Source organism: Thermostichus sp. MS-CIW-34 (assembly GCF_054060435.1).
The window spans coordinates 1-21,408 of record NZ_JBSSDE010000031.1 but is presented as its reverse complement, the minus strand read 5'-3'; the positions used below and the strand labels follow the sequence as shown (position 1 = coordinate 21,408).

The following is a 21,408-nucleotide window of genomic DNA, read 5'->3' as shown; positions in this document are numbered from 1 at the left end:
GGGGTGTCCAACTGCTGAAACCCCTGAAACTCCATGGCTTCTTATCTCAAACTCAAAGCCCAAGAAGAGACCTGGCTGCAGCGCCATTCCCGTCTGATCTTGGCGATCCTGGCCGGCCTGGGATCCCTGTTGACGGCCTATCTCACCTACACCAAGCTGACGGAGCAGCCCGCTGCCTTCTGCACGGGGGATGGGGGGTGTGACCTGGTGCTCTCCAGCCGTTGGGCAGAGTTTTTGGGGATCCCGACCGCGGCTGTTGGCCTGCTGGGGTTTCTGGGAGTCTTGGCGCTGGCGGTGCTGCCGGATGGGATCCCACTGGTGAAGCGGTGGCGCTGGCCGGCCCTGTTTGGCTTGGTTTCCGCCATGACCGCCTTTGAGATGTACATGCTTTACCTGATGGTGGCGGTGCTGCGGCAATTCTGCATGTATTGCACCACCGCGATCATCTTGGTGGCAGGGCTGGGGCTGGTGACCGTGCTGGGCCACCGCTGGCTGGATGGGGGCAAGCTGGTCTTTGGCTACATTCTCATAGGCTTTCTCACATTGGTGACCACGATTGGGGTGTACGCCAACCAAGTTCCCCCGCCTAGCCCCCTGGCGGTAGGGTTGGCAGCCCACCTGCGGCAGATCGGCGGCACCATGTACGGTGCCTATTGGTGCCCCCATTGTCAAGATCAGAAAGAGCTGTTCGGGGCAGCTTTCGACCAAGTGCCCTACGTGGAGTGCTCCCCCAACGGCCCCGGCACTCCCCAAGCTCAAGAATGCACAGAAGCGGGGATCACCAGCTATCCCACCTGGATCATCAATGGCCGCACCTACACAGGCGTTCGCTCTCTGGAAGCCTTAGCGGTGGCCTCTGGCTATCCGCTGGAAGAGGGCAGATAAACTCCTGGAGTCGGGATGAGGATGTGAACTCGGTTGCGCCCCGCCTGCTTGGCCTGGTAGAGCGCGCTATCCGCCTGCTGCAAGGCGGTTTCCGGTTCTGGGCAGTAGTCTTCGCTGAGCACGATCCCACCGATGCTGATGGTAACCGGCAAGCTTCGCTTGGGGGAGATGTCAATGGGCCGTTTGGCGATAGCCTGCCGCAGAGACTCTGCGTAGCGACCACAGCGAGAGGGGCTAAGTCCGGGCGTAAGGCAAACAAATTCTTCCCCACCATAGCGGTAGAGCAGGCTGGAGGGCCGCAGTTGATTTTGCAGCCGCCCGACGATGGCCTGCAGCACACAGTCGCCGATGTAGTGGCCGTGGCTGTCGTTGATTTGCTTAAAGTGATCTACATCCATCATCAGCAGGCAGAGATAGCGGTAGCGAGCTTCCCCGCGGCCTCCCACCTGCTTGAGCAAATGGGGCAGCGCCTGATCCAGAGCTCGCCGGTTCAACGCCCCGGTCAAGGGATCCGTCAAAGACAAAGACTCCAACAACTCATTGCGGGCTCGCAATTGCCGGTTGGCCTGGGCCAAAGCTTGGGTGAGCCGCTGGAGACGTAACCCTGCCCGCACCCGCGCCCGCAGCTCCTCAGGATCGACCGGCTTGGTGATGAATTCATCCGCCCCCGCATCCAGCCCCTCTACCCGAGCCTCAACTTCAGAACGGGACGTGAGCAAAATGAAATAGACGAACTGCCCTGCTGCGGATCCCTTGAGACGGCGACAGAACTCTACCCCCGATATCTCAGGCATGACCCAGTCGCAGATCACCATGTCGGGCCACTCGCTCTCTTCCAAGCTTTGCAAGGAATCCCAAGCTGCTCGGCCGCTTTCCCAGCTTTCCACGTAGTACTGGGAGCCTGTGAGAACATTGATAATGTAGCAACGAACCACTGGGTCATCATCGACAACCCAAATGCGGGGGGTGCGAGCCGGAACAGAGCTCCAAAAGGTTTCTTCTGCTGAACCAGAAGGGTGGTACGCAGAATCCAAGCCCTCCAGATCAAGGGATGGCATAGCTAAAGAGGAATCGCCCATTGTAGTCGGATCCCAATCCTAGCGCCAACAGCTAGTTGGAACCAGAGCCGGGAGCGGCCAGACAAGCATGGTTGGAGGCCCGCTCACGGAGCGCAAGGTGCAGTGCTTCCACAAACTGCCGCACCCGAATTGGGTCGATCATGGGAAAGGGATCCGAATAGCCTGCCGGCATGCCTGCGGAACGGGAAGACCGCTTCAGAGAACTGGCCACAATTACTCCATCTGCCCGCCGGATCAGGCTGCCGATGTTTTCAGCAGTAGCCCCCGAGCCGATGAGCAGCGGCACCTGAGGAGCAACTTTGCGGGCCAGCTCCAGCTCCTCCAGAAGGGGTGGCTTGCCGGTGGCCCAGCCGGAAAGGATGATGGCATCGGCCAGGCCACGTTCCACCGTGTCGGTGATGGCCGCATCCAGACTGATGGGACCTAGGGGTTGGGCGTGTTTCACCAGCACATCGGCAAAAATCTTGATGTTAGCCCCCAGCTCCCGGCGATAGCGCAGCAGGCGGTGGGCATTCCCCTCGATAATGCCTTGGTCGGTCACCATCGCCCCGCAGAGCACATTCACCCGGATGAACTGCGCCCCCACGCAGGCGGCAATTGCCAGAGCACTGCAGCCATCGTTGCGCAAGACATTGATCCCAACCGGCAGCGAGACCAGGGTTTTCAGCCGCTGGACGATGACGGTCATGGCGCTGACCACCGCTGCGTCCACCCGATCCTTGGCAAAGGGGGCATCGTAAAAGTTCTCGACGAGGATCCCGTCTACCCCTCCTGCAGCCAGGGCAGTAGCTGCCTGTTCTGCCTGAGCGATCACCCATTCCAAGTCCCCCCCCCAACGGGGTGAGGTGGGCAGCGGCAACAAATGAACCACCCCAATGACCGGATGGGGGGTTTTGAAAAGGTGTTGCAGCAGGTTCACCGGCAAGCTTCCTCAGGGATCCCTAACGATCTTACGCCTGGATCTGACCCACAGGGGTATTCTCTGGGGGAAGTGTAACATCAGGGCTGGGGGGAGAAGAGCGGGCTAGGCCTCGGAGCAATTGCGGCACCATACCCGGCCCTTCGTAAACCCAGCCGGTGTAGACCTGCAGCAGGCTGGCTCCCGCTTCCAGTTTCTCCAAGGCGTCGGCCAAGGTGAAGATGCCCCCCACTCCGATGATGGGCAATTTTCCTTGGGTGGAGCGGTGGATGTAGCGGATGACTTGGGTGGAACGCTCCCGCAAGGGGGCACCGCTGATCCCGCCGGCTTCTGCAAGGATTGGCCTAGACTCCGCTGGTGCGAAGGGGATCCCGCGGCCAGGCAGGAAACGGGTCTTCAGGTTATCGCGGCGGAGGGTGGTGTTGGTGGCCACGATCCCGGCCAGTTGATGGTCTTGGGCCAGCTCCAGGATGCTGTCGATGTCGGGCCAGTCCAGATCGGGGGCGATCTTCACCAGGAGGGGTTTTCGCTTCTGATTTTCCCGCTGTAAGGCAGATAGGATGGGCTCCAGTTGCTCGGCAGCCTGCAGGGATCGCAGCCCCGGCGTGTTGGGGGAGCTGACGTTGACCACAAAGTAGTCCCCCAGATCCTGGAGCAGCCGGAAGCTGGCCAGGTAATCGGCAGCCGCTTCTTCCAGAGGGGTGATTTTGGCTTTGCCCAGGTTAATTCCAATGGGGATGGGACGTTGCTGTAGCCGGCGCAACCGTTCCGCCAGAGCCGCCGCCCCTTGGTTGTTAAAGCCCATGCGGTTGAGGGCGGCGCGATCTTGGGGCAGTTGAAACAGGCGAGGTTTGGGGTTGCCCGGTTGGGGCTGAGGAGTGATGGTGCCCACCTCTACAAAACCAAACCCCAGGCTGGGCCAGACGCCCAGAGCCAGGCCATCTTTGTCGAAGCCCGCAGCCAACCCAAGGGGATTGGGAAAGGTAAGGCCCCACAGCGACACCGCTAGCCGGGGATCCCGGTAGCAAAACAGTCGCTCCAGAGCCGATAGGATCCCGGTGGCCTGGGTGGCATCGATCCAATGCAAGGCGCGCAGCAGGCCCATCTTGACCGCTTCCGGGTCGGCTCTCAGCCCAGAAAAAAGCAGAGGCCACAACACATCTCGGTACAGGTTCACCGCAAAGACCCTCTACAGGTAAACTGCCCCTTGGCTGTAGCTTGCTTCCGCGTCGCAAAAATCGGTGAGCAACTGATGGACTCCGGGCTCACTGCCAGCTAAGGGATATCCCATTGCAGCACTCAACGGTAACCTCTCTGGGCTTGCTCTTTGCCGGAGATGGAGTCCCTTTGCCGCTCAAGGCTGGCTCCCCAAACTGCCCCCAAGAGTAAGGTTACCAGCAGGTGAATGCGGCCATCCAACATCACCACGTCCAAAAGCCCTGAGGCAAAAAATGCCGTCAAGGCCAGCAGCATCCCCAACAGGACGCTTTCTTGCGAGCGCCGCCAAGCTTGCCATCCCCGCGCCAAAATCCAGCCCCACAGGATCAGATGGCCCAGCAACAGCGGGATCCCACCCTCGGCTGCCAGGTGTAGGTACAAATTGTGGCAATGGCCCAGCAGCTCCGGCGGCTCCTGAGCATTATAAAGGGCGGCAAAGCTCTGCCAGCCCCAGCCCGTCAAAGGCCGCTCTCGCGCCATCTGCAGGGCAAAGTGCCAGGCATCCAGACGGTTAGCGGTGGAACTAAAATGGAGCGCCTGGGGATCGAAGGTGTCTGCCAGACGGCTCCAAATCAATCGGGGCACTACGGCCCGCCAGCCCGGCCAATCCCAAGCAGCAGCCAAACCAGCCAACCCTATGCCGACCAAGATCCCGATCCCCCACCAACAGCGCCGTAGGGCCAGCCCTATCACCAGCGCCAGCCCCCCCGCTCCCCAGCCGTTGCGAGAGGCCGTCAGCAGCAACAAGAGGGATCCCAGCCCCAGCACAGCTCCCAGCCCTACTGCCTGTGGCCAGTCTTTGTCGGCCTGATCCAGCCACAGCCCTGCCGCCAAACACAGGTGGATCACCAGGTAGATGGCCAGCGTATTGGGGGAAGTGAAGGCTGCCGCCGGTCGCTCTCCCCCGGCAACCCCCGTAATCCAAACCGGCCCCCAGAAGAAGTGCCCCTGCCATCCCCACAGCACTTCTCCCCAACCCAAAAGCAGCATCAGCCCGCTGCCCAGCACCAACACCTGGGCCAACCGCCGACGGCCCACAGGACAGGACTCCGTCCCGCTACCGCGAGAGGCCAGAACAGCGGCAAAGGCCGGCAGCATCAACAAAAAAGGCCAGTAGTTGAACATCCCCGGCAGGCTCAGTCGCCAATCCTCCCCCCAAAAGGCCACTCCCACCGCAGCCAGGCTCAGGAGAGCCGCCAGTCCAAACAAGGGATCCCGCAGGATCGCCCCACCATAGCGGGTATAACCCTGGATCGTCCCCACCAAAGCCAACAGCAAGCTGGGGGCCAGATTCACCGGGATCAGCGCCGCTGCCGCCAGCAGCCAGCCCCTCGGCTGAGAGGGCAAGGGATCCGGCGACAGTTGTTGAGACGAAACCGGTGCCGAAGAAGACATCACTCATCCTCGATGGGGATCCCTGGCCTGACCTGCCCCTGGCCGAAGTAACGCCCAAATTGCAGCTCGTACACCTCATCTTCATCTTGGGTTTCTACCCAGAGCTCCGAGCGGGCATAGCCCACGCACAACAGCCCATACCCCTGCTCCTTCAACTCCCGCGAAATGCCCATTGCCTCCGGCTGATACAGGGATCCCCGCCGTACCCGCACCGCACAGGTGGTACAGGCGCCGTTGCGACAGGCAAAGGGCAGTTGGATCCCTTGGGCCTCGGCGCTGGCCAAAATGTATTGATCCGCCGGCACCTGGATCAGATAGTGAGTGTCCCGTTGGCGGTCATGGATGTGAACCGGGTAAGAAGGGACAGAAGAGGAAGAACGCATGGAGAAGTGACCTTTTTGCAGAGCAGAGATCTTTATTCTTGACATCCGCCCCGTCCTAGTCGCGTCAGCGGGCCCGTAGGCCTTAGGACGAGGATTCCTAAGCCTCACAGCTTAGGTTCCTGCTTCATCGCAACTGCCGCCACCCTGGAGGGCTTTGGTCTTACGTCTGCTCCACAGGCTGACACCGTGTGCCCCACGGCCAAAAGATTGCGGGCAGCGTTGATGTCCCGGTCGTGCCTGGCCTGGCATCGAGGACATTCCCACTCCCGTACCTTCAAGGGCAGTCGAGCCAGGGTATAGCCACACCCTGAACAGGTCTTGGAACTGGGAAACCAGCGATTCACCCAAATCAAAGTGCGCCCATACCACCGCGCCTTGTACTCCAACTGCCGCAACAGCTCACCCCAACCGGCATCACTGATAGCTTTGGCCAACTTGGAGTTGCGAATCAGGTTCTTCACCGCCAACGTCTCCGCCACAATTGTTTGGTTTTCGCGAATCAGGCGGGTGGTCAGCTTGTGCAGATGATCCTGGCGACTGTTGGCAATCTTTTGGTGAATCTTGGCCACCTTCAGCCGCGCCTTGTAGCGGTTTTTGGAGCCTTTCTGCTTCCGACTCAGAGCCTTTTGCGCCCGACGCAGTTGCTTGTAGCGCTGGTTCCAATGCTTGGGGTTGGCCACCTTTTCCCCTGTACTCAGGGCAACAAGACTGCTAACGCCCACATCCAGTCCAACTGACTGTTGAGCAGGGGCAAGCGTCAGGTCGCGGGGGTCGTCAAACCTGAGACTGACATGCCACTCCCCCACAGGACTCAGCCGAACGGTAACTGTGGATGGCTCGACCCCTTTGGGCAGTTGCCTAGACCACCGGATGTTCAGGGGCTCAGAGCACTTGGCCAGGAAGACTTGGCCATCTTTCCACCGAAAAGCAGACCGGGTGAACTCTGCACTACCACCGTCGCGTTTTTTCTTGAATTTGGGATAGCTGGCTCTGCGGGCAAAGAAGTTGTCGAAGGCGGTTTGCAGATGCCTCAGACTCTGCTGCAGGGGAACGCAGCTCACTTCGTTCAGGAACTGGAGTTGAGGCTGTTTTTTCCACTCGGTCAGCAGGGCAGAGGTTTGTGCATAGCTGATGCGCTCCTGCCGCTCCTGCCAGGCTTGGGTTCTGGCTGCCAATGCGCGGTTGTAGACCAGGCGAACACAGCCCAGTGTTTTTCTCAGCAAGGTTTCCTGGTCAGGTGTTGGGTAGAACCGGTAGCTGTAGGCTTTTTCCATGGGGCGGAGCACTCTGCCTTGCATTTTAGCGGGTATGGTGTAAGGGTACGACTATGTTTGGCTGGCTTTGCCCGCCGCTCCTCTTCCTCCCTGTCCTAAAGGACGGGGTTTCTCGGAGCCTTTCTGATGATTCCACAGGATTTTAACCACTGCCCTACCAAACCTGAACCGGCTGGGGATCCCCAGGAGCTGAAGCCGATCTGTTGGTGGTTCTAAAGATAAACAAACAGACTTCGAGTTGGTTGTTGAGATAAGCTACAGGTAGGCCTCCCAAGGAGAGCATCCCATGCTGGAAACCCCCAATGCCAATCTGGCCTCACCGGAAAAACCTTCGCCTTCCCTCTCTGCCGAAACCCTCAACAAGCTGATCGAGAGCAATGCTGAAAGTCGGCCTTGGGGCAGCTTTACAGTGCTGGAAGAGGGCCCTGGCTACAAAATCAAGCGGATCGTGGTGCTGCCCAAGCATCGCCTCAGCCTGCAGTTGCACTACCATCGCAGCGAACACTGGATCGTCGTTGCCGGCACCGCCAAGGTCACCTGCGGAGATGAAGAAAAGCTCATCACGGCCAACCAATCCACCTACGTGCCCCCTTGCACCAAGCATCGCCTGGAGAACCCTGGCGTCATCCCTCTGGTGATTATCGAGGTGCAAAACGGCCAGTACTTGGGCGAAGACGACATTGTCCGCTTCAGCGACGACTACGCCCGGGTTAACGGTGGGCAAAAGTAGCCAATCCCAATGGCCTAGGCGAGCTCTTCGCTGCTGAGGATCGCGATCCTCTAGAACAGCATCACCAGCAGGGCAACCACTAACAACAGCACAGCCCACATAGCCTGCCAGAAGGGATGGTAGCTGGTGATGAGCTGGCCATGGCGGGTTTGAAAGCGGGCCAGATCCAGGTAAGGGGCCACCCCCCGTCGGAACCACCCCACTGCGGATCCCTCTTGGCCGATTACCCCCCCTGCCTGGCGCGCTCCAAACAGGAAGTTGCCCAGCGGCCCAAAGCGGGAAGCATAGCGCAGGAAGATCATCCCTGTCTCATCCTGGAACTTGAGATCGGAGCCGAAGCGATAGCCCGGATCCCCCCGCCCGATCACCCGCCCCTCCAACTGCATCGGCAACCCACGCAGAGGGCTGGCGTAGGGATTGCTCATGGCCTTCAACACGGTCAACGCTGGCGGGTTTTCTAAGCTGGGGTACATCACTGTCATCTTCAGCAGCAGGCCCAAGCCCACCCCCATCAGGGTCAGCCCGGCAAACATTTCATAGAAGCCCACCTGCAAGGCCGGGATCCCGAGCAGCGCCCCCACAATCGCCCCCAGCCACTCGGCGTTCAACAGCAGTATATCCAGCAGAAAGTTCCCGTAGAGCTGTTGCCGGTTGAGCTGCTTGCCCTGGGCAACCACGCTGGCCATATCGAACTCCACCGGCAGATCCAGTTGCTCCGCATAGGTGCTCAGCGCCCGTACCCGTTTGCCCGTGAGGGGATGGGTGGAGTTCAGCTCCATCCACCAGGCCCAAGGGTTAAACAGATCCCACAAAAATACCCTGCCCACCTGGCCGGGATCCGAGGCAACCCGGTAGGCCGTCCCCGCCGTAACAGCCGCCTTGGCATCGTAGATCCCCAAAGCCCGCGTTCCTTCCAGCAGGCGAGCACTGCGCTGTCGGGTTTCCTCATCCTGTTCCCGTTCCCCTTCTTGCACAATGCCGTAGGCAATTTTCACCAAAGCCCGCGAGAGCCCATTGGGGTTGCCGGTGGTTTCGGCAGCAAAGTGGTCGGCAAAGTACTCCCGCACCCGCGACAGATACAGCAACAAGTAGGAGCCGGCCACATAGAAAAAGTAGGCGACCAAGGCCAGGGAGCGGAGGCTGCCCCTTTTGCCGTTGTCGCGCGCATCCCGCATGTAGACGTAAAGAAGGTAGAGAATCTGCACCAGCGTGGAAGCCAGGGTCATGACGGCGAAATCCCAGTGGATCACATGCCCCAGCTCGTGGGCATAGACCGTAGCCACCTCCTCATCTTCCAAGTAGGTGAACAATCCTTCGCTGACAACAATGCGGGCCGTGTCCGGCAGGCTGCCATAGGTGAAGGCGGTGGGGTTTTGGTCGCGGATCAGCCCCAGCTTCGGCTGCTTCAGCTTGTACTGTCGGCAGACCCGTTCAATGACCTCCGCACTCTCTGGGCTGCGACGCCCGATTTCCGCCAAGCTCACCCACTCGGTGCCATAGAGGCTGTGCTGGATCCAGTCCATCAGCCAAGGGGACAAAAAGAAGATCAGGGCATTGAAGGCGAGGGTGAGCAGAATGGCGAAGATGAAAGAGCCCAGAGAGAATCCCCCCTCTAAGCTGCCCAAGACGGTCAGGAAAAGCACAAACACCATACCGAACAGCAGGCTCAGGGTCACACCTGAGGCCGCCGTCAGGTTGCCGGCAAAGCTGGCCAACATTAGCGAGACCCCCACCTGAGGCGCGCGGTAGCTGCGCTTGGTTTGCCCAATTTTGAGACCTGAGGTGGCGGGATCCAATTCCGCTAGGGTGCGGCTGGGGTTGAAGCAATAGCGGCTCAGCCAAACGCTCAATAGACGCAGCTCGTGGGGATTCAGGCTTTTCAGAGGCTCCAGCCACAGGGCTGCCTCCACCGACAGCATCACCGTCGAGACGGCGCTGGGATTGCAAAACAAGGTGGGCAGGAGGGGCAGAACCTCCTGTTTTTGCCCAGAAGTGAGGCCGTGAAAACCCAAAACCGCCTGGCGGAGCAAACCAGGCGGCTGAGGAAGGTCGGCGGTAAGCAACTGGCGATCGCTGACAAAGCAGTGGCGGCTTAGATCCAGACTCTCTGAGAACTCCATCCCGGGATCCACCTTGTCTGTCGCCGGCTCCGGATCCAGCCTCACCTGAGTTTTCCAGTCGGCAGCCTGCTGGCCCATGGGGCGGCTGTAGAGGGCCAACCGTTTGACTTGGGGGTAGCGAGTGGGAATCGCCTTCTGGAACCAGGCCGTCAACTCCTCGTAGTTGAGAGAAAGGCCGGCAGGACGGTTGATCATAATGACGAGGGCATAAGCCTTGGGACTCTCCTGGAGCGGTTGGGCTTTGGCCTGTAACCTAAGGCGGGGATTGGCCAGCGCCTGCTCCAGCCACTGCACCACTTCCTGCTCGTTCATAGCCATCTCCCGGATTGGGTGGGGTAAGCTCAGCTATTGCTTCAACTGTCAATGGCTTTCGACTTCACAGGGGCTATTCTGGCATTTCCTCCCGTTGACGGGATCCCCATCCTCCTACCAGCCCAGTACAGTTCCCCTTCTGGGAAAGCATGAGAACCTGAGCTTTGGGAATTTTTGGCTACAAAATCGAGCGCTGCCCTTCTGGGCTGATACCAATAATGGTGAGCTGGCAATCCAACACTTTGAAACCGTACTTTTCTGCCACCTTCTGGGTGATGTTAAGAATGGCGTTGTTTTTGAACTCGATCACCTTGTTGGTCTTGACGCACACCAGATGGTGGTGGTGGTGGGGGGCCGGCTGGTTGATCTCGTAATGTTTGTGCCCTTCGGTCAGTTCCAGTTCTCGCAAAATGCCCATGCGGGACATCAGCTTGACGGTGCGGTAAATGGTGGAAAGGCTAATGTTGTGGCCTTCTTCCCGCAACTTTTTGTGCAACTCCTCCGCGCTCAGATGCGTGCCCTCAGGCAAGTTTTGAAACGTTTGCAGGATGATCTCCCGCTGCCGAGTGGCTCGCCAGCCTTTGGCATTGAGCTCTGCCTTGAACGCCTCTTCGGTGTAGACCATGATGCCGCCCCTCCGCTGTTGGGCAACGTCGCCGTAACAGTCAATAAGTTCTGTAATTGATAATAACTTCATTTATGACGACACCACCCGACTTGGTTGCTGAAGACATCGTTCAGGCTCAGTTCAGGCCCAATAGAACAGGGACGCAACTGAGGCGCATGGGCTGCCGGGAGAGCCTCGGGAAGGGTGCGGGAAACCCAATCCCTCATCCATCCGGGATGAGCTAGCCTACAGAGCAGAGCCATGTGGCGGACTGTTTCTGGTGTTCGGGCGCGCCTAGGCTAACATACTCAAGAAAAGGCCCGCGGCATCCTGACAGCGTTGGCAAGCGTAGTGATCGGGGAAGGAAAACGAAAATGCGGTTTGAGCAGCCCAAAACCTATTCCATTTCTCTGGGTGGCTGGGGGTTCTGGCTGGGATCCCTGGCGTTGGCAGCTTTGCTGACCAGTATCGGGCTGGGGTGGCTGGTCGCCGGATTGGTGGCTCTGTTGCTGTTTTTGCTGTCCTTGCCGGTATTGGTGCTCCTGGCCTTTCGCTGGTGGGCGCGCCGCTGGATTACCACCGATCGCTGCCCGGTGTGTGGGTCAGAATCGCAAGCCATTGAGGGCAGCCATTTCTTTTGCCCCAATTGTGGAGAGCCGCTGTTTGTTGCAGACGGACGTTTTTATCGGCAAACGCCCCCCGGCACCATCGATGTAGAGCCTGTGGAAGAGGGTGGCTGGGAATTGACGAGCTGATGCCCCCTCGGTTGCCGGGATGTTTAGAGGGTGTTTTCCGTGAAAAGTGCTATGCCTGCGGCACCCCATGGTGCTACACAACACTGTTGCTCCGCAACGCTGACGCCACGGCACGAACAACATCTGTGGGGCTGGCCCGGTAGGCGGCTGGTTTCGAGCTGGGTTGGGCTGCTCTCGGCGGCCACTCTGTTGCTGAGTTTGTCTCCCACTTCTCAGGCGACGGAGCAGGGATCCCTGCAACCTCAGGTGGAAACCTATCTGGCTCAGTTGGCCGGTCGGGGGTTTTCGCCCACAGCTCAGGGGGTTTGGCTGCAGATGGAGGATCCTTCGCCTCAGCGGGACAGAATCCTTGTTTTGGGACAGCATCAGGGATCCACACCCTTGCCGGCTGCTTCTTTGACCAAGGTGGCAACGACCCTGGCCGCTTTGCAGCACTTTGGCCCACAACATCGCTTTGTTACCACCTGGCTGGCCACTGGCCCCTTAACTGCTGAGGGAGTTCTACAGGGGGATCTCTGGGTTCTGGGGGGGGAGGATCCCTTGTTTGTCTGGGAGGAAGCCTTCTCCGTCGGCAACCTGCTCAATGCCTATGGGATCCGCCAGGTGCGCGGGGATCTGGTGGTGGTGGGCCGCTTTTACATGAACTTCTCCCGGGATGTGGCGCAATCGGGATCCCTGTTGCGGCAGGGGCTGGATGCGCGGCGTTGGCCACCAGAGGCGGAGGCCCAATTTCAAACCTTACCCCCCGGCACGCCCAGACCGCAGGTGGAGATTTTGGGCTCGGTACGGGTTGCCCAGCAGATCCCGCCTGCCGCCCAGGTTTTGCTCAGACATGAGTCCCCCCCCCTCATTCACTTGGTCAAGCTGATGAACCTCTACAGCAACAACTCCATGGCCGAGATGTTGGCCGATGCGGTGGGGGGAGCAGACCAAGTGGCCCAAATCGCCCGGGCCATCGCCGGGATCCCGGCAGAAGAGCTGCAACTGATCAACGGCTCCGGGTTGGGGGTGGAAAACCGCATTTCGCCGCGGGCCAATGTAGCTATGCTTCAAGCCATCCAGTCTCTTCTGGAGGAGCAGGGGCTCTCTCTTGCCGATGCTTTTGCCGTCGTTGGCCAAGATGTGGGAGTGTTGGAGCGGCGTCTGTTGCCAGGGATCCTAATTGCCAAGTCGGGCACCTTGAGGAGCGTCAGCACCTTGGCGGGTGTATTGCCAACCGAGCAGGGGGACATCTGGTTTGCCCTGATGAATGGCGGATCCGATCTGGTCGGCTTTCGCACCCAGCAGGGACAATTCCTCAGCCGCCTCCAATCCCAATGGGGATCCCCTGCCACCTTGCCTGAGCGTTGGATCCCTCGCTCTGGAGATACGGGATCCCGCACAGAGCTGAACCCGCGTCTTTGAAACTGTGCCCAACCGGTTCTCTCTCAGCCCAGAGTGACCTCGGTCGCGTTAGCGGAACGCAGTCCTATGTCCGCCCTCCCAGTTTGGGAATTGAGATCGACTTGGCCCGCTGTCAACAGCCCTCAACCCAGAAACCTCGTCCAGCAATTCCCGATGGGGCGTACAGGGATCGAACCTGTGTAAGGCAAATTATGAGTTTGCTGCCTAAACCGCTCGGCCAACGCCCCTGATTCTTCTACTCTAGCGCTCTTGCCTTCTCCAGAACCGGCTGAAAACAGGATAAGCTGCATGTCGGTGGTTAGGGTCTGACGCCATGGCTTCGCCGCGTTCTTGGCAGGGGCAAATGGCCCTGGGCTTGGGGCTGATTGTTTTGTCCTCGGCTCTCTGTTTCGGTTTCTTGGCCGTTGGGCAGCACTATCTCTACGGAGATGGATCCGCTGTGGATTTCCAGCCTGCCGGGGAGAGTTTGGCCTTGTCTTCCGCCCCCGAGATTGGACTTCCGACGACACCGCCCCTCCCTAACCCCCCCTCTTCCGACGGCAATCTCCCAGAGGGATCCCCGCTGCAGCTCTGGTTTGTTACTTTTTTAACCGTGTTTGTGGCGGAAATGGGCGACAAAACCCAGTTGGCAACCTTGCTCATGAGTGCCCAATCCCAATCGCCTTGGGCGATCTTTTTCGGTTCCGCCGGTGCCTTGGTGACCGCCAGTTTGCTCAGCGTAGTGTTGGGGGAAGGTCTGGGGCAATTCATTCCCCCAGGCTGGCTACAATGGTTGGCGGGTGCAGGGTTCCTGGTGATCGGGGGCTATGTATTGTGGCAGGAATGGCGAGGGGATAATCTCCCAGAAGGCTAGCCCCCCTGAGAAACCGGTGCCAACCCAGCAAGATAGGGCGGAGAAGAACGTGTTGATCCAAGACAACGACAGCCAAACTCCATCTTTTTTGCTGCGGCAAATGGCCGGACGGGCTGCGCTGGTGAGCTTTGGCTCGATTCTGCTGGCCGAAATGGGCGATAAAACCCAATTGGCGACCCTGCTCCTCAGTGCCCGCTCGCAAAACGCTGGGGTAATCTTTTTGGGCGCTGCTGCTGCTTTGATCAGCACCAGCCTAATTGGGGTGTGGGCAGGAGCTTGGGTGGCCCGCCTGATCCCACCTCGCTGGATCAAAACCCTGGCAGGCGTGGGGTTTGTTGTGATGGGCCTAGTCTTGTTGTGGGGATCCCTGCCCATAGCCGGCTGAGCAGAGGGCTTCAGGATGGCTTCGGCAAAGCGTGATAGGATTAAGAGCGCCTCACTTTGACACTTCAAACTGAGGACCTTCACTTGAGTCCGGACAACCGGTCAGGAAAACCAGCATGGCCAAAAAACGCAATCTGAAGCGGGAAAAAGCCGAGCGCAACCGCGAATATGCCAAACAGTTCCAAAAAAGTCGTGCTCGCAATGGCCGCCGCTTCCGTTCTGCCCCCCGCGACAACGAGGCCAGCGCTGGCGAAGAACAGCAGTAAGGTTGTTTTTGTCGAGATGCTCTGTCGGTCAATCCTGTGAGCGGAGCTAGTTCAACAAACCTGCTATCGTATGCAGGGGTGGGCCGGAGCGGATAAGCATGAAATATCGACGGATTCTACTGAAGTTGAGTGGTGAAGCCCTGATGGGGGAGCGCCCCTACGGGATCGACCCCGAGGTCTTGAAGTCCATTGCCGGCGAAGTGGCCTCAGTGGTACGGGCCGGTGTGCAGGTGGCGATTGTGGTGGGAGGGGGCAACATCTGGCGCGGGCGCAAAGAGGCGGCTGCCCAAGGGATGGATCAGGCTTCTGCCGACTACGTAGGGATGCTGGCCACCGTCATCAACGCCTTAACCCTGCAGGATGCCATTGAGCGAGCCGGGATCCCCACCCGGGTGCAGACGGCCATCGCCATGCAGGAGGTGGCGGAGCCCTATATTCGTCGCCGCGCCATTCGTCACCTGGAAAAGGGGCGGGTGGTGATTTTTGGGGCAGGATCTGGCAACCCCTTCTTCACCACCGATACCACTGCGGCCTTGCGGGCGGCGGAGATCGATGCCGAGGTGATTTTCAAAGCCACCAAGGTGGACGGGGTTTACGATGCGGATCCCAAGACTCACCCTCAGGCCCGCCGCTACGATGTCCTCAGCTATCAGGATGTGCTGAACCGCGATCTGCGGGTTATGGACAGCACCGCCATCGCCCTCTGCAAGGAAAATCAATTGCCCATCGTGGTCTTTGACCTGACTACCCCTGGCAATATTTATCGAGTGGTGCAGGGAGAACCCATCGGCACTTGGATCGGACAGCGGACGGTCGAGAACAACGGGATCCCCAGCCCAGGAGAGTTGATCCCAAGTTAGGGGGGAAATCGGCCTTGAGAGTCCGGCGACGCCCTAGCCAGGATTGAGTCCGAAGGATAGCCTGGCTCAAGGGTGTGCTCAGGCCGTTTGGAGGGAAAGGCAATGACAGATCAGCTAGAAATTGCAGGAGCCCCGCACTGTACCCGTAGGGTCGGTGTCGGGAGGAATGCTATAACAATACTGCGGACACCAGAAACGGTTGTTTAAGGCACTGGTAACGGTCGATTGGGGGTGCTGTAAACCACCCCAGAGGCTCGTGGTTGGCTTGCTAACTGCAGGGCTACTAAAAGCCCGCTCCGTACCGCCTAGCGGTTGGTGTCGGGTAGTTTACGTTCAGCATTCGGCCCAAAAGGATCCCGTCTTGCCCAAATGCTCTGCTGCCCAAGGCGCTATACCCAGGTCACCCCATGTTGCTACGCAACGCTTACGCGAACGCTGGGGTCGGCGTCTTTTGCAGAGCTTGATTTTCCTGTTGGTTCTGGTCGGGGGATTGGGCTACTGGCAGTGGCAGACCTGGCTCCAGCCGGTGGGCGGCCCAGAACCGATCCAAGTAACAATCCAGCCGGGCAGCAGCAGCCGTCTGATCGGGCAAAAACTGCGCCAAGCAGGGGTGATTCGCTCAGCTCTGGCTTGGGAGCTGTGGAGCCGCACCTTCGGGCGCGACTGGGTGTTTCAGGCGGGCACCTACGCTTTGGATCCCAACCAGGACATGCTGGCCGTGGCCCAGCAACTGCGGCAGGGAAGGATCCTGCAAAGACGTCTGACCATTCCGGAGGGTTGGCGCATCGAGCAAATGGCAGAGGCTCTGGCCCAGCGCAACTGGCTGGCAGCCGATGCCTTCATTGCCGTGACCCGGGTGATTCCCCCCCTCGATTGGCTGCCCCCCCACTTGAGCTCTCTAGAAGGCTACCTGTTCCCAGACACCTATCTTTTCCCCATCGAACAGGTGGAGGGATCCCTGCCGGATCGGGAAAAGGCCCAGATGGTGGTCGACGCCATGCTGCAGCGATTTGTCGCGGTGGCCCTGCCCCTGTTTCGCCAGCACACCACTTCCCTGTCTCTGCACGAGTGGGTTACCCTGGCCAGCATTGTGGAGCGGGAGGCCGTGGTGCCGGAAGAACGCGCTTTGATTGCAGGTGTCTTTCTGAACCGGCTTAAGAAAGGGATCCCCCTGGGAGCCGATCCGACGCTGGAGTATGCCTTGAATATCCGGCAAACCCCAGATCGCCGCCTCACCCTTGCGGAGGTGCGCACCCCCTCTCCCTACAACACCTACCTCAACCCGGGCTTGCCCCCTGGTCCCATCGCCAGTCCGGGCTTGGCCAGCCTAAAAGCCGTTTTGCAGCCTGAGCAGACCGACTATCTCTACTTCGTGGCCCGCTACGATGGCACCCACGTTTTCAGCAAAACCCTAGCAGAGCACGAGGCAGCCCAATTGCAGATTATTCAAGAGCGCCGGCAAGCTGCCCAGGGATCCCACCATAGTCCTCAACCCAGTCCTTAGCCGAGGAGCGGATGGTACACAAACCTTGGTTCAAGCTCCTGCAACCGGATCTGGTGGTGGCCGGCACTGTCTTAAAGTTGCGGGCAGAAGACCTGTGGGCCTGGCAGGTAAAAGGCATCATCTTTGACGTAGACGGTACACTGGTGCCGAGCCGACAGGTTGAGGTGGATCCCGCTGTGGCTGCTTGGCTGGAGCAGTTGCGTCCGCACTTTCAAATTTGGCTGGTGAGCAACAACCTCAATCGCAGCCGCATCCAACAAATCGGAGAAAGCCTGGATCTGCCTTACATTCACCGGGCCGGGAAACCCTCACGGCGGGCTTTGCGGCGGGCCGTAGCCCAGATGGGCTTGCCGGTAGAAGCAGTGGCTATGGTGGGAGACCGCCTGTTGACGGATATTTTGGCGGGCAATCGACTGGGGTTGGTAACCGTGCTGGTCAACTCCCTCTTGTCCGAAGCAGTCGAAAAGAACCCTGCTACCCTCTAGGGTCTGCGCTTTTGAGAGATTTGAGAGTTGGACAACTGTAATTGTTTCAAACTGAATTGAAAAGGTTTCCAAGCACTCCCCCTTTCCTTCGCAAAGAGAGAAGACCAAAAGACAATCCTGCTGCTCGGAAGGACTTAGTCACTTCAGTTTAGGGTGAGATGCCTGGGCAGCTGAGAAAAGCCCTGTGGCCCCATGCATGTTTCATGCATGTTTTAGGTGTGGGTACAGTGTCCCAGTTTGAATCGAAATGACCAACCACAGGTTGTCAGCGCTGACAACTGCTGACCGGATGGGTAGCACATCTAAAAATCAAGACAAAAATCGAGAGAGATTTTCCAGACCTGACCCATCTGCCCCAATTTTTTGTAGAGTGACGGCAGGTGAGCCGGATCCCGCGTTGAAGCCCAGTAGGCGGCGGTGTGAGGGCGGTGTGAGATCCAAAGGTCAAGCATGCGAACCATCCCTATTGTCAAGTCCGCCATGCAACGGCTAAAGTCCATGCTGCAAAAATCCCTGCGTTCTGCTGCGACTTCCCCCCGCTCCAGATCCTCGCTTGTATCCAATGGACGGAGCCTGATCAAGCTGGGCAGCTTTCTGGCCTTGCCTTTGATATTCTCGACATTGCCCGGTTGGGCTTTAACATTGGTGGCGCGTCCAGATCTGCGCGACCTCAAACGTGCAGCCGTGGTTCGGGTGATCAACTACAACACCCTGGTTGTCCAGCTTGAAGGAGACTTGAATTTGCGGCTGGTGCAACTGATTGGGATCGATCCCTTGCCTGACCCGATCAACCCCAACTGGACGGAGTTGCGCGGACAAACCCCTCTGGCAGTTTACAATGCTGGCCAATATCTGCAGACTGCTCTGCTGGGACGTGAGGTGTTTTTGGAGTTGGATCCTGCCCTAGCCCCTGCTCCCACCTTGCCTGCCTACGTTTGGCAAGCCAACACCCTCATCAACCAGGAAATGCTGTTTTTGGGGCATGGCCTGTTGTCGCCACAAACCGATGGCTTGAAGTACGGCCCCATTCTTACTGAAGCTGCCGATGCAGCCAAAAGACAAGGACGCGGCTATTGGACAACCTACGGCCCTCGCTAGAGACCAAGCCAAACCCAGAGCTGGAATTGCCGGCCTGTTTGTTGAGAATAATCTCAACAGCCATCTTCCGCCGGTCGGTGAGAGCATGACTCTAGTCAATAATAAGCTCAACTATACTGAAAATAATGTATAATATGTTCAGTACGGATTACTACCAGTTGATCTTTCTGTTTACTTTCGAGTCTGCCAACATGGTAGCCAAAGCAAAGCAGAAAATTGGTAGTAAGACGACACGGAAACTGCGCTTTGGGTATTCTACTCAAAGCTTTGCGGGATACCGCCATTCTGTTTGGAAACAAACAGAATGCTATCGCTGCATAGTTGAACAGTGATGTTCAGCAGTGTTCAGCGTAAATGTATCAGGTAGGTATTGTGGGCATAGCTGCTCCGAATGGCAGAGAAACAGCCCGAAGATTCTGAGCTCTCCTCTCCACTCTTGGCTGGTCACCCCCCAGAGCCGAGCTGCCGGGAAAGGGTTGAGCTGCTCTCTTGGGATTTCTCGCTTGTTTATGATGATCTCGTGTGGGTTTCCAAACGCGGGCTGCCCAGCTTTTCAGGGAAACGTAAGGGATCCCACTGTGGGGTTTGGAGTTCCCTATGGCGGATGAGTTGCCGTTTACTCTAGATCAGCTCCTCATCGTGCGGGCAATTGCCCAGCAGGGTAGTTTTCGCCGTGCTGCCGATAGCCTGTTTGTCTCCCAGCCTGCCGTCAGCTTGCAAGTACAGAACCTGGAGCGACAGTTGGGGGTGGTGCTGTTCGACCGCAGTGGGCGCAAGGTGGAGCTGACGGATGCCGGGAAAGTGGTGCTGCAGTACAGCGAGCGCATCCTCAAGCTGTGCCGTGAGGCCGTCGAGGCCCTAGCGGATTTGCAGAAAATGGAGGGGGGGCATCTGGTTCTGGGGGCCAGCCAAACGGTGGGCACCTATGTCATGCCTTCTTTGATCGCCCAATATCACCGCCGCTATCCACAAATTTCCGTACAGCTCTTGGTGCAATCCACGCGGCGAATTGCCCAGAAATTAGTGGACGGCCAGTTGGACGTGGCCATTGTTGGCGGGGAGATCCCCTTTGAGCTGCAGCGGCACTTGAAGGTGATGGCTCTGGCGGAAGATGAATATGTGTTGGTCGGTGCTCCCGGGTGTGCCATCGACTCTCCGGCTCTTGTGGATCTGCTGGCTTTGCCCTTCATCACCTTGGATCCCCAGTCTTCCACTCGGCAAACCATCGATCGGGTGCTGAACCGCCACGGCATTAACCCGGCCCAATTGAACGTGCGGCTGGAACTCAGCTCGATTGAAGCGATCAAAAATGCCGTCCAGGCGGGGTTGGGGGTGGCCTTTCTGTCCATGGTGGCAGTGGGATCCGATGTGGAACAGGGACGGTTCCAAAAGCTGGCGGTGGAAGGGCTACAGATACGGCGTACCCTCTGGCTGGCTTTTAACCCGGAGCGCTATCAATCGCAGGCAGCCACCCGTTTTCTCCAGGGGCTGCTGACCCGCCAAGACTGGCTGAAAACTCCCCCGCCCCATTTGCAGTTGATCGGCTAAGTTGCGATGCGTTACGGCCTTTTCCGAGTTGATGGGATCTCCGGTAGATTCCGGTGGATTGAGCAGGATCCCTGTTCAAAGAGATACGAGAGATATTTCCGTATAGGTGCATTCGCTGTAGCCAATGCTGCTCCGGAAGAAACTGCATCTGCTGAATCTGTCTGTGTCTACTGACCCCAAGCCGATGACCAGGCAAACGCTGTTGGAACGACTCCCCCTGGCCCAGCGCTTGGCGGAGTTACAGGCCCGCGTTCAAGAGATCCCGCTGCACAGGGTGAAATTGGAAGGGTTGAACATCGCAGGGGCAGAGTCCTGCTGGGCTGCCTATCGAGACTGGGGAAAAGGGATCCCACTGCTGTTTCTGCATGGCTTTATGGCCACTCATGCCAACTGGTGGCCGCTGATGCAAGGGTTGGGAGACGAATATCGCTGCATTGCCTTGGATTTACTGGGGTTCGGGCAGTCCGGCCAACCGGCCTTGCACTACGACATCGCTGCAGAAGTAGAGTTTGTGCGCGGATTTGTCCAAAGGCTGGGCCTAGCTGCTCCGGTTTTGGTGGGCCATTCCTTTGGGGGATGGGTGGCGGCAGCTTACGCCGTGCGGTATCCGCTGCGGGGGTTGGTTTTGTTGGCTCCTGCCGGGATCCGCGACGACAGCTTTGTGAGACGCTACAACCATTTGCGGCCCTTGCTCTGGGAAAGCGCTTGGGTGGATTGGCTGTTGCGGGCGATCGCTCCGCTGGCCCGCTGGTGGCATTGGGAAGACAAGCTGGCCCAGCTCTTGTGGTTGCGGGGATCCCTGCGTCAGCAGCCGGTCGCTCGGCAATTTCTCCGACAACGTCTGCGCCCACAAGCTGCTGTCGATACGGTTGAACGTTATCTCAACTACATTCAGGCCCCCACCCTGGTGATCGCCGCCGAACAGGACGACACCATTCCCCTCTGGCACTGCCAAACCTATGCCGAAGGGATCCCTGGGGCTCAGCTCAAGATCCTGGCCGGGGCCGGCCACGCCATCCCTGCCTTGCATGGGGAACAGGTGCTGCCCCTGATCCGGGAATTTCTCGACACAGCCCTTTCCGCACAATGCGGGCTTTGAGCTGGGGCTGTAGCGTATGGCCGAGAGAGGAATGCCGCTTGCCAGATGGCGATGCCCGATAGGCGACGGAGCGCCGCCCAAGGGGAACGCGTAAACTACCCGGCCCTGACTGCTTCGCAGTACAGGGCGGGCTTTCGGTAGCCCTGCAGTTGGCAAGCCAACCACGGACCTCTAGGCTGGTTTACGACAGCCCCAAGTTTGGCAATCATGTTGGCCCCATTCCAGTCCGC

The 21,408-nt window shown here is 58.8% G+C and carries 21 protein-coding genes, 1 tRNA gene and 1 pseudogene; 13 read left to right on the top strand and 10 right to left on the bottom strand.

Features of this window, described 5'->3' with window-relative positions; translation table 11 throughout:
- Positions 1-33 precede the first annotated feature (33 nt).
- A complete protein-coding gene (locus ACVWYY_RS10790; RefSeq protein ID WP_457404064.1) occupies positions 34-885 on the top strand; it encodes a vitamin K epoxide reductase family protein in 852 nt (283 codons plus the stop codon).
- Here ACVWYY_RS10790 and ACVWYY_RS10785 read toward each other — a convergent pair.
- From ACVWYY_RS10785 to ACVWYY_RS10760, 6 genes are all read right to left on the bottom strand, one after another.
- Positions 861-1,943 carry a diguanylate cyclase gene (locus ACVWYY_RS10785; RefSeq protein WP_457440517.1) on the bottom strand — a complete coding sequence of 361 codons (1,083 nt, stop codon included), beginning with the start codon at positions 1,941-1,943 and terminating at the stop codon, positions 861-863. The genes ACVWYY_RS10790 and ACVWYY_RS10785 overlap by 25 nt on opposite strands.
- Positions 1,944-1,995: 52 nt before the next feature.
- The gene (btpA, locus tag ACVWYY_RS10780; RefSeq protein ID WP_414419423.1) at positions 1,996-2,883 is read right to left on the bottom strand and encodes a photosystem I biogenesis protein BtpA; all 888 of its coding nucleotides are present in this window, start codon (positions 2,881-2,883) and stop codon (positions 1,996-1,998) included.
- A gap of 31 nt (positions 2,884-2,914) precedes the next feature.
- Positions 2,915-4,060, bottom strand: a complete 1,146-nt coding sequence (locus tag ACVWYY_RS10775) for a quinone-dependent dihydroorotate dehydrogenase (RefSeq protein WP_011433850.1) — start codon at positions 4,058-4,060, stop codon at positions 2,915-2,917.
- Positions 4,061-4,182: 122 nt separating this feature from the next.
- Complete coding sequence (locus ACVWYY_RS10770) at positions 4,183-5,496, bottom strand: O-antigen ligase family protein (protein WP_457440515.1); 1,314 nt, start codon at positions 5,494-5,496, stop codon at positions 4,183-4,185.
- Complete coding sequence (locus ACVWYY_RS10765) at positions 5,496-5,879, bottom strand: 2Fe-2S iron-sulfur cluster-binding protein (RefSeq protein WP_011433852.1); 384 nt, start codon at positions 5,877-5,879, stop codon at positions 5,496-5,498. Before ACVWYY_RS10765 ends, ACVWYY_RS10770 begins: the two co-directional genes overlap by 1 nt.
- A gap of 104 nt (positions 5,880-5,983) precedes the next feature.
- Positions 5,984-7,153 (bottom strand): RNA-guided endonuclease InsQ/TnpB family protein, encoded by a 1,170-nt coding sequence (locus ACVWYY_RS10760; protein WP_414343340.1) that lies wholly within the window; start codon positions 7,151-7,153, stop codon positions 5,984-5,986.
- A gap of 286 nt (positions 7,154-7,439) precedes the next feature.
- On the opposite strand from ACVWYY_RS10760, the gene ACVWYY_RS10755 reads away from it, so the two are divergent.
- On the top strand, positions 7,440-7,883 hold the full coding sequence (locus tag ACVWYY_RS10755) for a phosphomannose isomerase type II C-terminal cupin domain (RefSeq protein WP_011433853.1): 444 nt from the start codon (positions 7,440-7,442) through the stop codon (positions 7,881-7,883).
- Between the two features lie 50 nt (positions 7,884-7,933).
- On the opposite strand, the gene ACVWYY_RS10750 is transcribed toward ACVWYY_RS10755, so the two are convergent.
- Together ACVWYY_RS10750 and ACVWYY_RS10745 are read right to left on the bottom strand one after the other, a co-directional pair.
- On the bottom strand, positions 7,934-10,315 hold the full coding sequence (locus ACVWYY_RS10750; protein WP_457440512.1) for a M48 family metalloprotease: 2,382 nt from the start codon (positions 10,313-10,315) through the stop codon (positions 7,934-7,936).
- A 178-nt stretch (positions 10,316-10,493) separates the two neighbouring features.
- Complete coding sequence (locus tag ACVWYY_RS10745; RefSeq protein WP_011433855.1) at positions 10,494-10,940, bottom strand: Fur family transcriptional regulator; 447 nt, start codon at positions 10,938-10,940, stop codon at positions 10,494-10,496.
- A gap of 356 nt (positions 10,941-11,296) precedes the next feature.
- Between ACVWYY_RS10745 and ACVWYY_RS10740 the strand changes: the two genes are divergently transcribed.
- Together ACVWYY_RS10740 and ACVWYY_RS10735 are read left to right on the top strand one after the other, a co-directional pair.
- Positions 11,297-11,677 (top strand): hypothetical protein, encoded by a 381-nt coding sequence (locus ACVWYY_RS10740; RefSeq protein ID WP_414417658.1) that lies wholly within the window; start codon positions 11,297-11,299, stop codon positions 11,675-11,677.
- A 51-nt stretch (positions 11,678-11,728) separates the two neighbouring features.
- Complete coding sequence (locus ACVWYY_RS10735; protein ID WP_457440510.1) at positions 11,729-13,081, top strand: D-alanyl-D-alanine carboxypeptidase; 1,353 nt, start codon at positions 11,729-11,731, stop codon at positions 13,079-13,081.
- Positions 13,082-13,235: 154 nt separating this feature from the next.
- Here the strand turns inward: ACVWYY_RS10735 and ACVWYY_RS10730 are convergent.
- Positions 13,236-13,308 (bottom strand) — tRNA-Ile (locus ACVWYY_RS10730).
- A gap of 86 nt (positions 13,309-13,394) precedes the next feature.
- On the opposite strand from ACVWYY_RS10730, the gene ACVWYY_RS10725 reads away from it, so the two are divergent.
- From ACVWYY_RS10725 to ACVWYY_RS10685, 9 genes are all read left to right on the top strand, one after another.
- Positions 13,395-13,934, top strand: a complete 540-nt coding sequence (locus ACVWYY_RS10725; protein ID WP_457440508.1) for a TMEM165/GDT1 family protein — start codon at positions 13,395-13,397, stop codon at positions 13,932-13,934.
- A 16-nt stretch (positions 13,935-13,950) separates the two neighbouring features.
- Complete coding sequence (locus ACVWYY_RS10720; protein ID WP_457440506.1) at positions 13,951-14,319, top strand: TMEM165/GDT1 family protein; 369 nt, start codon at positions 13,951-13,953, stop codon at positions 14,317-14,319.
- Between the two features lie 115 nt (positions 14,320-14,434).
- Positions 14,435-14,584 (top strand): hypothetical protein, encoded by a 150-nt coding sequence (locus ACVWYY_RS10715; RefSeq protein ID WP_011433860.1) that lies wholly within the window; start codon positions 14,435-14,437, stop codon positions 14,582-14,584.
- A gap of 98 nt (positions 14,585-14,682) precedes the next feature.
- Positions 14,683-15,444 carry a UMP kinase gene (gene pyrH, locus ACVWYY_RS10710; RefSeq protein WP_011433861.1) on the top strand — a complete coding sequence of 254 codons (762 nt, stop codon included), beginning with the start codon at positions 14,683-14,685 and terminating at the stop codon, positions 15,442-15,444.
- A gap of 361 nt (positions 15,445-15,805) precedes the next feature.
- The gene (gene mltG / locus ACVWYY_RS10705; RefSeq protein WP_457385796.1) at positions 15,806-16,948 is read left to right on the top strand and encodes an endolytic transglycosylase MltG; all 1,143 of its coding nucleotides are present in this window, start codon (positions 15,806-15,808) and stop codon (positions 16,946-16,948) included.
- Between the two features lie 11 nt (positions 16,949-16,959).
- On the top strand, positions 16,960-17,433 hold the full coding sequence (locus tag ACVWYY_RS10700; protein WP_457385798.1) for a YqeG family HAD IIIA-type phosphatase: 474 nt from the start codon (positions 16,960-16,962) through the stop codon (positions 17,431-17,433).
- A gap of 450 nt (positions 17,434-17,883) precedes the next feature.
- Positions 17,884-18,531: a thermonuclease family protein gene (locus tag ACVWYY_RS10695; protein ID WP_457404052.1), complete on the top strand. Its 648-nt coding sequence runs from the start codon at positions 17,884-17,886 to the stop codon at positions 18,529-18,531.
- 597 nt (positions 18,532-19,128) lie between these two features.
- A complete protein-coding gene (locus ACVWYY_RS10690) occupies positions 19,129-20,079 on the top strand; it encodes a LysR substrate-binding domain-containing protein (protein ID WP_457404051.1) in 951 nt (316 codons plus the stop codon).
- Positions 20,080-20,263: 184 nt separating this feature from the next.
- Positions 20,264-21,178, top strand: a complete 915-nt coding sequence (locus ACVWYY_RS10685) for an alpha/beta fold hydrolase (RefSeq protein WP_457388340.1) — start codon at positions 20,264-20,266, stop codon at positions 21,176-21,178.
- Between the two features lie 95 nt (positions 21,179-21,273).
- On the opposite strand, the pseudogene ACVWYY_RS10680 reads toward ACVWYY_RS10685, so the two are convergent.
- Positions 21,274-21,408: pseudogene (locus ACVWYY_RS10680) on the bottom strand (RNA-guided endonuclease TnpB family protein); the annotation flags it as partial.